Consider the following 14,365-nt stretch of genomic DNA (forward strand, 5'->3'; position numbering starts at 1 on the left):
TTTTTGTACGACCGGGCGGCCACGGCTTCCCGTGTTCCGACTCGTCGACCTAATCGCCCGACTGCGCCGGGGTACTCCCGCGAAGACAACGCTTAAGCGCGGGCCTACCTTGGACGATGATAGGATTATGGCCGCTATCGCCCGAACCACGGGTTTCTCTCTTCGCAGCGTCGGACGCGGACGACGGGACGGAGGTGTCGAGTAGATGGGTGCGATCGAAGACGTCTACGAGGACCTCGAAACCGACGTCCCGTTCGAGAAGTTCGAAGCCGCCGTGGAGGACAAGGTCGAACAGATGGGCGGACTCGCCGACGAGGAGACGGCGGCGATGCTCATCGCGCACGAACTCCGCGACGAGGAGGTCGAGGGCGTCGCCGACATCGAACCCGGCATGGAGGACGTGAAGTTCCTCACCAAGGTGATGAGCATCGGCGAACTCCGGACCTTCGAACGCGACGGCGAGGACGAGGACGGCCGCGTCCTCAACGTCGAAGTCGCCGACGAGACGGGGCGCATCCGCATCTCGCTTTGGGACAACGTCGCCGTGGACGCCCTCGAAAGCCTCGAAGCGGGGGACGTGCTCCGCATCGCGGGCCGACCCAAGGAGGGGTACAACGGTGTCGAGGTCAGCGTCGACAAGGTCGAACCCGACCCGGACGCCGAAGTCGACGTCCAGATGCAGGACACCTACCGCGTCGAGGACCTCTCGCTCGGCCTCTCTGACGTGAATCTGAAGGGTCGCGTCCTCAGCACCGACTCGGTGCGGACGTTCGACCGGGACGACGGGTCCGAGGGCCGCGTCGCCAACCTGACGGTGGGCGACCCGACCGGCCGCATCCGGGTCACCCTCTGGGACGAGAAGGCCGACCTCGTAGACGAATTCGAACCGGACGACACCGTCGAAGTCGTGGACGGGTACGTCCGCGAACGCGACGGGTCGCTCGAACTCCACGTCGGCAACCGCGGCGCGGTCGAGGAACTCGACGAGGACATCGAGTACGTCCCCGAGACGACGGACATCGCGGACCTCGAACTCGGCGAGACGGTCGACATCGCGGGCGGCGTCATCGAGACGGACCCCAAGCGCACGTTCGATCGCGACGACGGGTCCGAGGGACAGGTTCGGAACATCCGCGTGAAAGACGACACCGACGACATCCGCGTCGCCATGTGGGGCGAGAAGGCCGACACCGACGTCGACCTCGCGGACTACGTCGTCCTCACGGACGTGGAGATAAAAGACGGCTGGCAGGAGGACCTCGAAGCCTCCGCCGGGTGGCGGTCCACTATCAGCGTGATGGACGAGGCTCCCGACGGTGCGAACGCCGCGGGTGGCGCGGACGGGTCGCAGTCGGAGTCGCAGTCGCAGGGACTCGGCGCGTTCGAGGACGTTGACGAGCAAAGCTCGTCAGGCCACCAGACGCAGTCCGGTGATACGGGCGACTCCGGCGGGTCGTCCGACCCGTCCGCGGCGAACGGCGCTTCGTCGTCCAGCAGTTCGTCGTCCGGTAGTTCGTCGTCCGGCGGGTCCTCGGAGCCGGACCCCGACGACGGCGAGATAGAGGAGTTCACGGGGACCGTCGTTCAGGCGGGCGACCCCGTCGTCCTCGACGACGGCACCGAGACGCGGAGCGTGGAGACGAACGAGTCGCTCAAACTCGGTCAGGAGGTCACGGTTCGCGGGGCGGTGCGCGACGGTCGTATCGAGGCGACCGAAGTCGCCTTGGAGAACCGGTAGACGGCGGGCGACGCTCCCCCTTTCGGCGAGCGAACGGCGCGCGCAGCGGTGACACCGGCCTCGTGGCGTCGAGAGCGCTCGAGAGGTGCCGAGAACCGACGAGAGCCGCTACGGAAAGGATTATACGCCGCACGGACGGCATATGAGGGTATGAGCGTCGAGTTACCGTTCGCCCCGGTCGATACGATTATCCGGCGCAACGCCGGCGAGCTTCGGGTCAGCGCCGACGCGTCCGAGGAACTCGCCCGGCGCATCCAACGTCGCGGGTCCGACCTCTCGGCCGACGCGGCCGAACGCGCCGAGGAAGACGGCCGAAAGACCCTGATGGCCGAGGACTTCGGCGTCGAACAGGTGGTCGAACGGGAGGAACTGGAGCTGCCAATCGCCCCCGTGGACCGCATCGCCCGACTCGACATCGACGACCGGTATCGTGTGTCGATGGGTGCGCGCATCGCACTCGCCGACATCTTGGAGGACTACGCCGACAACGTCGCGAGCGCCGCCGCGAAGCTCGCACGCCACGCCGACCGGCGGACGATACAGGCCGAAGACATCGAGACGTACTTCGCCCTCTTCGAGTAGACCGATGCAGTTCGGCTACAGCGAGACCTGTCTCGCGCACGACACCGGTCAACGACACCCGGAGACGGCCGACCGACTCCGCGCCATCAGGCGCGCCCTCGCGAAGCGCCACGGGGTCGAGTACGTGGACGCCGACCCCGCCACCGACGACGACGTGGCGTCCGTCCACGACCCCGACTACGTCGCCGAAATCCGCGAGTTCTGCGAGGACGGCGGCGGGAGTTGGGACCCCGACACCGTCGCCTCCGAGGAGACGTGGGACGCCGCCCTCGCGTCGGCGGGCCTCGCGCAGTGGGCCGCCCGCCAAGCGGTCGAGGGCGCGGACGCGAGAGACACCGCCTTCTCCCTCGGACGCCCGCCGGGGCACCACGCCGTCGAAGACGACGCCATGGGCTTTTGCTTCGTCAACAACGCCGCCGTCGCAGCGCAGACGGTACTCGACGACGACGAACTCGACGTAGAACGCGTGGCCGTCTTCGATTGGGACGTCCACCACGGCAACGGGACGCAGGACATCTTCTACGACCGGGGCGACGTGTTCTACGCGTCGGTCCACGAGGACGGCCTCTACCCCGGCACCGGCGAAATCGAGGAGACGGGCGAGGGCGACGGCGAGAACGCGACGCTGAACGCCCCCCTCGCGGCGGGCGCGGGCGATTCTGACTACCTCCTCGTCGTCGACGAACTCCTCCGCCCGGCGCTCGAACGGTTCGACCCGGATCTCCTCTTGGTCAGCGCGGGGTTCGACGCGCACCGACACGACCCCATCTCCCGGATGCGCGTCTCCACGGAGGGGTACGCGCTGATGACCGACCGAGTGAGGAGCATCTGCGACGACGTGGACGCGGGACTGGCGTTCGTCTTAGAGGGCGGGTACGGTCTCGACACGCTCTCGGAGGGCGTCGCAATCGTCCACGAGACGTTCGACGGCCGGTCGCCCATGGAACCGGACGACGAACCGAACGAGAAGACGGAGACGCTCGTCTCGGACGTGCGCGAGGCTCACGGACTCGGTTCGAAGTAACGGGCGAACTCGACGCCGAACGTCTCCGTCTCTGCGAGTTCCGCCACCTCCCCGCCGACGAGCACCTCGTACGATTCTTCGAGGGTAGACTCCACCCGAGAGCCGAGTCCGACGTCGAAGATGGCGTCGCTTTCGAGGAACGCCGCCGCCTCGGCGTACGCTCTGTCCCGTTCGACGATGTACCGATCGCCGTCGAGGAACGGGCCGTAGTCGTCGTCACCGTCGGCGTAGGCGTCGTAGAACCCCTCGGCGTGGTTGCGAACGTGCACCGGTGGCCCCTCGTGGCGGGAGATGGTCGGAAGCGTCGCGTGCGCGAGCTCGACGAAGAGGACCGCCCGGTCCTCGGCGAACGTCGTCGCTCGCAGGGGACCGAACCCCCGGCGGTCGAGCTCCGACCGCACGCCCGACAGCGACTTGCGGAGCTGCGGGTACAGTTGATCCTCCACGATATCGGGTGCGTCGAAGACGACGGCGACGGGCGTCGTTCCCCGCCGTTCGACGTGCGAGCGGACCTCGTCGGGCGAGAGGGGGTCGGGGTCCGGCGAGAAGAAGAACGACTCGTCGGGTTCGTCGAGGAACGCGCGGGCGTAGTGTTGGAGTCGGGCGACGTTCTCCGCGGAGCAGACGGCCGCCACGTTCCGCGTCGGATCGGTCGGATCCACGACGACGAGGGGATGGTCGAACGACCGTTCGCCGTGGTCCTCGGGGTCGAAGACGACCGGCGGGTGCCAGTCGGCGGCGGCCCGAAGGAGCTCCTCGAACCCGCCGTACTCCAAGACGAGCAGTTCGGTGAGGTAGCCCGAGAACCCCCTCGTTCGGAGGTCGCTCCCGTACGCGCCGATGCCCTTCAGGAAGCGCTTGAACACGCGCACGTCCGCGGCGAGTCCGTCGTCGATGCGTTCGCGGAGGTAGGCGTTGTGGTGCGGCGTGCGGTCCACCGCCGACCGGAGCGAGGACCCGTCCTCGACGTCGTAACAGGGGACGAGGTCCACGTCGAAGCCGCGGAACTCGCCGGTGACGTACGGGTGTTCGGCGTACTCCTCGCGCCCGTCGGGGAGGACGGCGCGGCCGATTTCGAGGCCGTAGGACTCCAGCGACTCCCTATCTACGTCGGCGGGGAAGCGGACGAACAGGTCGATGTCCCTGTCGCCGGAGAGCCACGTCCCGCGGGCGGTGGACCCGACCCGAATCACGTCGGCTTCGACCGGGAGGTCCGCGAGTTCGTCCGCCACGCGGGCAGTCAGCGCGGACGCGGTCTCGCGAAGCGCGGTCCGTTCGTCCTCGTCCGGGTCGATTCGCTCCCGGACGCGTTCGACGACGCGCGAGATGTCCTCCGAGTCGGCCATGGTCGTCTCGGCTTCACCGCGGGCGGGCGAAAGGGTGTCGGTGCGTCCGCCGCCGGACGCACGGTGACAAGGCGCACTATCGCTCCAAAACGAAAGCCCTACAAACAACCTCGGTGTACGAAGGAGTGCGGAGAAAGCCCGAGCCGTCGTAGCTCAGTTGGTAGAGCACCTCGCTGTTAACGAGGTGGTCCCAGGTTCGAGTCCTGGCGACGGCGCTTCCACTTCCTCTCGTCTCCGACCGCCGAGTCGGGGCTCCGTCGGTCGGTTCGTCCGGCGGACAACGACAACGCTAAAGAGGTGCCCGGGGGAAGTGGTGAACGTACGAGGGCCCTTAGCTCAGCCTGGTTAGAGCGCTCGGCTCATAACCGAGTGGTCGATGGTTCGAATCCGTCAGGGCCCATGAAGAAACCCGCGAGCGTAAGCGAGCAGTGCTTCGATTCTGTTGTGACGGAATCGAACTCGGAGTGATCTCCCTCCGATGGAGCCCGACGAGTTGGGACGAGAGCACGACAAGTACTACGTCGGTTACTGATCAACCGCCGTCTCATCGTATTCAATCCAAGAGCGATTCCGGGCCCGGCCAGTACACAACGACCTTTTCCTCCCCGAGATTCATCATTGTTCGTATGAGCGATCAAGCCGGGACTCCAGAGGGTGGGTTTTGGGCAGACGCTACCGGCGAGCGTGCAGTCGAGCGTTACTCCACGCTCGTCAATATGGTGGACGATGGCATCTATCAGCTCGACGCCGAGGGGCGGTTCGTCGCGGTCAACGATTCCATAGTTAGGTTGACCGGCTACGCCCGGGAGGAACTTCTCGGCGAGCACGCTTCGATCGTGCTTGACGACGAGGACGCCGATCGCATCCAGCGCGAGATCTACCGGCGATTTGTGGACGGCGACCGCGAGGGCGAACCGATCGAGTTCACCGCCCGGATGGCCGACGGCGAGACCATCCCCTGCGAACTAGAGCTACACCCGCTCGTCGAAGAGGGGACGTTCGAGGGGAGCATCGGGGTCGTACGCGACATCGCGGACCGGAAACAGACGGAACAGGAGCTCCGCGAGCGCGAACGTGAACTCCGGCGGAAAGAGCGCCGGTACGAGGCCATCTTCGAGGATCCCAACATCCTCGTCGGCCTGCTCGACCCCGATGGGACCGTCCGGGACATCAACCAGACGGCCATGAAGTACGTCGACGCCAATCTCGAGGATGTACGGGGCGAGCCGTTCTGGGAGACGCCGTGGTGGGGCGAGGGCGACGGCGTCCAGTCTCAGGTGAAAGAGTGGATCGAGCAGGCGGCTGCGGGCGAGTACGTCGAGTTCGAGGCCGACCTCACCCGCTCGGACGGCGAGCCGTACACCATCAGCGGCTATTACCGACCCGTCACCGACAACGACGGTGAGGTCGTGTCCATCATCGTTTCTGACCGCGATATCACCGAGCGCAAGCAGCACGAGCGCGAACTCGAGTTGTTCCGCACCCTGCTCAATCACTCGAACGACAGCGTGCTGGTGGTGGATCCAGAGACGGGCCGCTATCTCGACGTCAACGACACTGCCTGTAAGCGGCGGGGGTACTCGCGTGAGGAATTCCTTGAGCTCACGGTCACGGATCTCGAAACCGAGATTCCCGACCAGGAGGCGTGGCGGTCGTTCGTCGAGGAACTGCGTGCCGAGGGGCAACTGACCTTCGATGGACACCACCGCTGTAAGGACGGTTCGACGTACCCGGTTGAGGTCAACGCTTCCTACGTTGACCTCGATCAGGAGTACGTCCTCGCCATCGCTCGCGACGTTACCGAGCGCCGGGAATACGAACGGTACCTCGAGGATGCCAAGTCGCGGTTAGAGGCAGCGACAGAAGCCGGCGCGGTTGGGACCTGGGAATGGCATATTCCAGAGGACGAGATGGTCGTCGGTACGACGTTCGCTCGGACGTTCGGCATCGATCCTGATGTCGCCCGCGAGGGTGTGTCGCTCGATCAGTTTATCGAAGCCATCCACGAGGATGACCGTGAGCGAGTGACGGCGGCAATCGAGGAGGCCGTCGAGACGTGCGGCGACTACGAGGAAGAATACCGCGTGTGGAATGCTGACGACGATCTCCGGTGGGTTGTCGCTCGCGGGCACGTCGAGTGCGACGACGGCGAGCCGATCCGCTTCCCGGGGGCGCTCACCGACATCACCGAACGCAAACGCGCCGAATTAGAACTCCAGCGGAACAACGAACAGCTGGAGACCCTCTTCGAGGTCCTTCCCGTCGGTGTCGTGGTCGCGGAGGCCGACGGGCGGATCGTCCAAGCCAACGACGTTGCACACGAGATCTGGGGCGGCGATGTCTTCGACGTCGAGTCCGTCGAGGAGTACGAGCAGTACCCGGTCTGGGACGCGGATTCCGGCGAGCGCGTCCAGCCAGACGAGATGACGCTCGCGAGGGTCATCGACGGCGAGGAGGTACTCGACCCGGACATCTACGAGATCGAGGCGGTCGACGGCGAGCGCCGGGTCGTCCGGCTGGAGGGGATGCCCGTCCGCAACGAGCACGGCGAGGTGACCCGCGGCGTGGCTACTTTAACAGACATCACCGAACGCCGTGAGGCCCAACGCGCGCTCGAGGAGTCCGAACGCCGCTACCGAACGCTGGCCGAAAACTTCCCGAATGGAGCGGTGGGCCTGTTCGATGAGGACCTGCAGTACACCGCTATTGGCGGTCAGCTCTTCGACCGATTCGACTACGGCCCGGAGGATCGAATCGGACACCGCTTTACTGAACTCCATACATCGGATCTGGTTGAGGAGTTAGAACCGCATTTCCGGGCCGCACTCGACGGTGAGGCAGGCTCCTTCGAAATCGAATACCGCGGCCGACATCTGCACGCCCACACACTCCCTGTCAGTGACGCCGACGGCGAGGTGTACGCGGGCATGATCGTGATCCAAGACGTGACCGAGCGACGGGAATACGAACGTATGCTAGAGGTGTCCAACGAGCGACTCGAACAGTTCGCGTACGCCGCCTCCCACGACCTCCAAGAGCCGCTCCGAATGGTCTCGAGCTATCTGCAGTTGCTTGAACGTCGGTACGGCGACGAACTGGACGAGGACGGCGAGGAGTTCCTCGAGTTCGCCGTCGACGGCGCCGACAGGATGCGTGACATGATCGACGGTCTGCTGGCGTACTCACGCGTTGAGACCCAGGGGGAACCGTTCGAGGCCGTCGACCTCGACGATGTCCTCTCGGAGGTCTGTGACGACCTGCAAGTAATGATCCAAGAGAGCAACGCCGAGATTACCGCCGAAGACCTCCCTCGCGTGGAGGGCGATCGTGGGCAGTTACGGCAGGTCTTCCAGAACCTGCTGGACAACGCCATCGAGTACAGCGACGACGAACCCCCGCGGATCCACATCGACGCCGAGCGCGACGGCGACCGGTGGCTCGTGTCCGTCGAGGACAACGGCGTCGGTATTGCTCCGGAGGATACTGACCGCATCTTCGAGGTCTTCCAGCGCCTGCACACCCGGGACGAACACGCAGGCACTGGTATCGGTCTCGCGCTGGTTGAGCGCATCATCGAGCGCCACAACGGCGATGTCTGGGTCGAGTCCGACCCCGGCCGGGGTTCGACGTTCTCGTTCACACTCCCTGTTGCGAGTAATTTCGAGACGTAAGACATACCACCGACTGTTGTTCGCCGGCTTCGCTCAGGATTTCTCGCTTTATCGCAAAGGTCGGCCTCCCGCCTGCGGACGGACTACTTGGTAAAGGAAAAATCCGTGCCTTCACACCTGGGGCATTCGTCTCTCCCGATTGGCTTCGCACCGAGGGATGAGAACGCCAACAGGTTGCATCCGCAAGATTCGCAGGAAATATTCGTTGCCATACAACGTACAGTGTACTGCGGACTGGCATATGTCACACCCCTACGTTGTTAGGATAATTGCCACGGAGGCCGATGTAAGATACACCGTTCGACATCAGCTATCCCTGACTTCGACCGGTGGGTAACCCTACCGTCACGAACACCTCCTCTCGAAAACCTCACGAGATCCGAAAGAGCCCGCGAGACCGTTAGTTCGTATCGATCGTTTTCGTGAGCGTCTCTGCTGTTTTCAGGCCGTCGGTCGGAACGACGCGGTGGTCCTCGGGGGAGTATTCGAGAACACCTGCATCGTCCAACTTCGGCAGGTGGTTGTGGTGGAGCGTTATCTCCACCTGTTCGATATCCCGCTTGGGTATCTTCCCTCGCTCGACGTCTCGTATCTCCGCGGCAACCCCCTCTGCAAGAGACGAGAGGGTGACTGAACGGTCTTTTGCTGCGAGGATACCGACTGCGGCGAGTCGGTGCTTGTCGTCAAGGACGGCGAGAGAGTCAATCGTCGAACGCCCGGACGGAGTGCCGTCTTGTTTGACTGCCATTTCTACTTCTCCGGATGTACTCTACCTATGAAAAATATCTCCCTAAAGAGTTTGGTGAGCTGGAGAATGTATGTCATCTAATCCAATTCTTCCGACTGAAGATTGGGTGCTTCGCAATCACTCGTCGGACTGACCGCTCAGGAGATGTGTACAACTGACCGACGCCGTCCGGCTTCACCATCCGCGACGAGGGAGATGTCGATTGCTCGCCACCCGCGGGCTCACTCGTCGTGGTCGTCCTCCGTCGGAAGCGTAAACGAGAACGTCGATCCCTCGTCCGGTTCGGATTCGACCCAGATTTCGCCGCCGTGACGTTCGACGATCCGCTCGCACAGTGCCAGCCCGATGCCCGAGCCTCCGTGCTCGCCGGGAGCGTGGAGCCGCTGGAACACCTCGAAGATACGATCTTGCTCGTCCGGTTCGATCCCAATTCCCTCGTCCCGGACCGACACCTTCCACGCCGAACTGTTCCGTTCGGCGGAAACGTGTACGTGTGGCGAGTCGTCCCCGCTGTATTCGAGCGCGTTGCTCACCAAGTTCTGAAACACCTGCCGCAGCTGACTTTTGTCTCCCACCACACGCGGCAACTCCTCGATGTCTATGTCGGGACCACTCTCGGTAATCTGTACGCCGAGATCGTCGAGCACGTCTCTAACCACTTCGTTGAGGTCCACCGGTTCGAACGGTTCTCCCTGGGTCTCAACGCGGAGTACGCCAGTAGCCCGTAGATCATATCACGCATGCGACCGGCCCCGTCGACGGCGAACTCGAGGAACTCCTCGCCGTCCTCGTCCAGTTCGTCGCCGTACCGACGTTCGAGGAGTCGGAGGTAGCTCGACACCATCCGGAGGGGCTCCTGTAAGTCGTGGGAGGCGGCGTAGGCGAACTGCTCTAAGCGCTCGTTGGACTCTTTGAACCGCTGTTCGCGTTCGACCCTGTCCGTAACGTCACGCCCGATGCCGGCCAGAACAGGGTCTCCGGACGTGTCCTCGAGCGCGGATCCGACGAACTCGAAGGGGACGGTATCGCCGTCCTCGGTGCGTACATCGATCTCTACGTTCACCGAGCCGCTCTCGAAGCCGTTTCGGACCGCAGCCATAGCGGCATCACGGTCGTCGTCATCGAAGAAGTCGGCTGCAGCCATCGAGGATATCTCCTCGTCCGTGTAGCCGGTAACCTCCGAGAGGCTCCGGTTCCAACGTTTGAGAGACCCGTTTTCGTCTATCACATAGAACACGTCGTCGATCGCGTCGAGAATATCGTCGGTGTACTGCCGGTGTCGTTCTAGGCGCTCGTTCGAGGCTTCGAGTCGATCGACCGTTTCTTGGAGTTCGAGTTGCCGGGTCTTGGCTCGCGCGTCGTACCTCCCCGCGCCGAAGCCCGCGAAACTACCTAATGCCGTGAGTAAGAGCGTATTTCCGACGATATCTGGCTCGTCACTAGCGAGAACGATTGGAGCGAGGATGGCGAGGCCGACCAGAATACCGCGGAGACACCACTTCCCGACGGTCGGATAGAGTTCGCAACGGATGTCGGAGCGGGGCAACTGATAGCCACCGTACGACAGGACGAGGCCCGGAATACCGACCAGAACACCAAGTACTGCCCAGACGTTGGACGACGCATCGGTAACGATCGGAAGGAACGGATAGCTGACTGCCAGCGCGACGAAAATACCACCGAGGGCGACGATAAACTGCCTCCCAACAACGTCGGAATAGGTCCATCCCCTTAGGCCCATTATCCGTAATCCGCAAGGAGGCTCCTATAGCGTTACTATGCGGAACTCGATGAGATCATTCATCTCGCTTGCGCCGGTCTGATTTGGTGTATTCACACCGAAGAGGAGAATCAGTCGCCAGTCGCTACCACTCCGTTGGACTGGCGATGAGCCCTCTCCAATCCGCCTCACTGGAGATCTGCGAGCGGAGTGAGTGACCGACGTTCGAATCCGTCAGAGCCCATCGGTCTTCTGCACCACTCTGATACCAGCTCTCTGAGCGTGGTGAGGACGACCGGGGCAGCCAAGCGCGTTGAAGGACATAGAGAGATCGCCAGTGAAGACCCAATACTACACGGCAACGAGCATTGACGGGTATCTCGCGGACGAGGACAACTCCCTCGATTGGCTCTTTCAGTTCGGAGATATCGAGGAGATCGAGGGCGTGAACGACGATTACGCCCGATTCATGGATCGAATCGGCGCCGTGGCCATGGGCTCGACGACGTACGAGTGGATCGTCGAGCACGAAAACCTCCTGGAGAACCCGGAAAAGTGGCCGTACGAGGATCCAACGTGGGTGTTCAGCACTCGGGAACTGCCGGCGGTCGAGGGTGCGGACATCCGCTTCGTGCAGGGAGACGTTGCGCCCGTCCACGCGGACATGGTGACGGCCGCAGACGGCGAGAACGTCTGGCTCGTCGGCGGCGGCGACCTCGTTGGACAGTTCCACGACCGCGGTCTCTTGGACGAGATCGTTCTCAGCGTCGCTCCCGTCACGCTCGCTTCGGGTGCGCCGCTACTGCCCCGTCGGATCACAGATCCGCCCCTGAAACTGGTCGATGTGGAGAAACGGGGGGACGTTTTTGCGGTTCTCACCTACGAGGTTCAGCAGTCCACCGAGAACTAACCGATCGAACCCCCCGTCCTCTCTCACCGGAACGAACGCGGACCGGGCCGTCTCCACGACGAACGAGAAGGGGAGACCGTTGGAGAATCGGAAATCGACTTCGGCGAGTGGGGACGAGAGAGACCCCTCGCTGTCCCCGAGAGACGACTGTGATGTCAACTCGGGAGTGAACCGAGCGGAACGACCACCGTTCGACTCCGTCAGGGTGTCGGACTCGGTATCTCCCTACCAGCCGTCTGCGAGGTCGGAGCGGGGACCGCGGCTACGCACCGTCGAGGTGTCGGACGCGGTCGCCGGTCCGGAGGCTCTCGACCGAGATTACTCGAGGTCGAAGCGGTCGAGTTTCATCACCTTGCTCCACGCGTCCACGAAGTCGCGCACGAACTCCTCTTCCGCGTCGTCGGGCGCGTAGACTTCCGCGATGGCTCGCAGCCGGGAGTTCGACCCGAAGACGAGGTCCACGCGGGTAGCCTTCCACTCGACGTCGCCCGTCTCGCGGTCGCGCAACTCGTAGACGTCGTCGATGTCCTCCGAGGGAGATTCCCGCTCCATGATGTCTTTGTCTTCGGACCCCGAGGCCGGTTCCCACTCGTAACTCATGTCCAGCAGGTTCACGAAGAAGTCGTTGGTCAGCGTCTCCGGCCGGTCGGTGAAGACGCCGAGTTCGGAGTCCTGGTAGTTCGCGTTCAGCGCGCGCATGCCGCCGACCAGGACCGTCATCTCGTCGGCCGTCAGATCGAGGAGGTCGGCTTTGTCCACCAGCAACTCCTCGGCCGACTGGTCGTGGCCGTCTCCGAGGTAGTTACGGAACCCGTCGGCCTCCGGTTTGAGCGCCTCGAAGGACTCGACGTCGGTCTGTTCCTGCGTGGCGTCGGTGCGGCCGGGTTCGAACGGTACGTCCACGTTGTACCCGGCGTCCTTCGCGGCCTGTTCGACGGCCACGTTGCCGCCCAGCACGATGAGGTCGGCGAGCGAGACGCGCACGTCGTCGGACCGCGAGCCGTTGAACTCCTCCTGAATCGCTTCGTAGGTCGAAAGCACCGTCTCCAGCTGCGCGGGCTCGTTGACCTCCCAGCTCTTCTGGGGTTCGAGGCGGATGCGAGCGCCGTTCGCGCCGCCGCGCTTGTCGCTGTCGCGGTACGTCGACGCCGCCGCCCAGGCGGTCTTGACAAGTTGAGAGACGGAGAGGTCCGAGTCGAGGATTTCTTCCTTGAGCTCGGCGGTTTCCTCCTCTCCGATGAGGTCGTAGTCGGCGTCGGGGACGGGATCCTGCCACAGCATCTCCTCGTCGGGGACCTCCGGGCCGAGGAACCGGGACGGCGGGCCCAGGTCCCGGTGGATGAGTTTGTACCACGCCTTCGCGAAGGCGTCTTGGAACTCCTCGGGGTTCTCCTGGAAGCGCTCAATTATCTCCCGGTAGTCGGGGTCCCGCTTCAGAGCGACGTCCGTCGTCAGCATCATCACGTCCTCCTTCTCCGAGGAGTCCTCGGTGCCCGGTGCGACGCCGTCGAGCGAATCGTCCTTCGTGGTCCACTGCCACGCACCGCCGGGGCCCCGCTCCGGTTCCCACTCGTGATCGAGCAGGTTGTTGAGGTAGCCCATGTCCCACTGCGTCGGGGTGGAGTTCCACGGCCCCTCGATTCCGCTCGTTATCGCGTCGCTCCCTTTCCCGGAGCCGTGACTGCTCTCCCAGCCGAGGCCCTGTTGCTCGATCGGCGCCTCTTCGGGCACGGCGCCGACGTGCACGTCGGGGTCGTCCGCGCCGTGGACCTTCCCGAACGTGTGTCCGCCGGCGATGAGCGCGGCCGTCTCCTCGTCGTTCATCGCCATCCGACTGAACGCCTGCCGGATGTTCTCCGCCGACCCTTCCGGGTCCGGTTCGCCGTTCGGTCCCTCCGGATTCACGTAGATGAGGCCCATCACGGTGGCGGCGAGCGGTTCTTCGAGCTCGCTCTCTTCGTCGAAGCGGTCGGACGCTTCCCACTCGTCCTCGGGGCCCCAATCGACGGCCGCGTCGGGCGCGAACTCGTCTTCGCGCCCGCCGGCGAACCCGAACGTCTCGAAGCCCATCGACTCTAAGGCGACGTTCCCGGTCAGGACGATCAGGTCGGCCCACGAGAGTTTGCGGCCGTACTTCTGCTTGACCGGCCAGAGCAGCCTGCGCGCCTTGTCGAGGTTCGCGTTGTCGGGCCAGCTGTTGAGGGGTGCGAAACGTTGCGTGCCGCCGGACGCGCCGCCGCGGCCGTCGGTGGTGCGGTACGTGCCGGCGCTGTGCCACGCCATGCGGATGAAGAGCGGTCCGTAGTGGCCGTAGTCGGCCGGCCACCAATCCTCCGACGTCGTCATCACCTCCTCGATGTCGGCCTTCACCTCGTCGAGATCGAGCGTCTGGAACTCCTCGGCGTAGTCGAAGTCCTCGCCCATCGGATCGGCGCGGCGAGCGTTCTGATCGAGTATCTCCAAGTTCAACCTGTTCGGCCACCAGTCTCGGTTGGACTTACCCATCACCGGACAATCGACCCGTCCCGTGTTAAGGTTGCCTCATTCGCAAATTGTGTTACAATCTGGTAATAAGAGCACAACTTCGAGTGAAGAACTTTTTCTCGTTCCTGAAACTGTGTTAGCG

Annotated in this window: 8 protein-coding genes, 2 tRNA genes and 1 pseudogene; 7 read left to right on the forward strand and 4 right to left on the reverse strand. The window is 63.9% G+C overall.

All coding sequences use genetic code 11. The features are described from left to right. Nucleotides 1-205: 205 nt before the first annotated feature. From ACZ522_RS13775 to ACZ522_RS13785, 3 genes are all read left to right on the forward strand, one after another. Nucleotides 206-1,738 carry a single-stranded DNA binding protein gene (locus ACZ522_RS13775; protein WP_379698493.1) on the forward strand — a complete coding sequence of 511 codons (1,533 nt, stop codon included), beginning with the start codon at nucleotides 206-208 and terminating at the stop codon, nucleotides 1,736-1,738. 150 nt (nucleotides 1,739-1,888) lie between these two features. Next, a complete protein-coding gene (locus ACZ522_RS13780) occupies nucleotides 1,889-2,320 on the forward strand; it encodes a histone family protein (RefSeq protein WP_379698491.1) in 432 nt (143 codons plus the stop codon). Between the two features lie 4 nt (nucleotides 2,321-2,324). Further along, nucleotides 2,325-3,344 (forward strand): histone deacetylase family protein, encoded by a 1,020-nt coding sequence (locus ACZ522_RS13785; RefSeq protein WP_379698489.1) that lies wholly within the window; start codon nucleotides 2,325-2,327, stop codon nucleotides 3,342-3,344. On the opposite strand, the gene cca is transcribed toward ACZ522_RS13785, so the two are convergent. Beyond that, entirely contained in the window at nucleotides 3,323-4,690 is a 1,368-nt protein-coding gene (gene cca, locus ACZ522_RS13790) for a CCA tRNA nucleotidyltransferase (protein ID WP_379698487.1), read from the reverse strand. The two genes, ACZ522_RS13785 and cca, sit on opposite strands and share 22 nt — an antisense overlap. Nucleotides 4,691-4,832: 142 nt before the next feature. Here cca and ACZ522_RS13795 point away from each other — a divergent pair. The 3 genes from ACZ522_RS13795 (at nucleotide 4,833) to ACZ522_RS13805 (ending at nucleotide 8,361) form a co-directional block, all read left to right on the forward strand. After that, nucleotides 4,833-4,905 (forward strand) — tRNA-Asn (locus ACZ522_RS13795). Nucleotides 4,906-5,015: 110 nt separating this feature from the next. Continuing rightward, nucleotides 5,016-5,090, forward strand: a tRNA-Ile gene (locus ACZ522_RS13800). Nucleotides 5,091-5,316: 226 nt separating this feature from the next. Next, nucleotides 5,317-8,361 (forward strand): PAS domain-containing sensor histidine kinase, encoded by a 3,045-nt coding sequence (locus ACZ522_RS13805; RefSeq protein WP_379698485.1) that lies wholly within the window; start codon nucleotides 5,317-5,319, stop codon nucleotides 8,359-8,361. A gap of 400 nt (nucleotides 8,362-8,761) precedes the next feature. On the opposite strand, the gene ACZ522_RS13810 is transcribed toward ACZ522_RS13805, so the two are convergent. Then, nucleotides 8,762-9,109 (reverse strand): DUF7344 domain-containing protein, encoded by a 348-nt coding sequence (locus ACZ522_RS13810; protein ID WP_379698483.1) that lies wholly within the window; start codon nucleotides 9,107-9,109, stop codon nucleotides 8,762-8,764. Between the two features lie 221 nt (nucleotides 9,110-9,330). Further along, nucleotides 9,331-10,850 (reverse strand): annotated as a pseudogene (locus tag ACZ522_RS13815) (sensor histidine kinase). 292 nt (nucleotides 10,851-11,142) lie between these two features. Between ACZ522_RS13815 and ACZ522_RS13820 the strand changes: the two are divergent. Next, a complete protein-coding gene (locus tag ACZ522_RS13820) occupies nucleotides 11,143-11,739 on the forward strand; it encodes a dihydrofolate reductase family protein (RefSeq protein ID WP_379698481.1) in 597 nt (198 codons plus the stop codon). A gap of 318 nt (nucleotides 11,740-12,057) precedes the next feature. Here the strand turns inward: ACZ522_RS13820 and katG are convergent, their stop codons facing one another. Further along, complete coding sequence (katG, locus tag ACZ522_RS13825) at nucleotides 12,058-14,244, reverse strand: catalase/peroxidase HPI (protein WP_379698479.1); 2,187 nt, start codon at nucleotides 14,242-14,244, stop codon at nucleotides 12,058-12,060. Nucleotides 14,245-14,365 lie beyond the last annotated feature (121 nt).

It is taken from the genome of Halopelagius fulvigenes, from assembly GCF_055398025.1.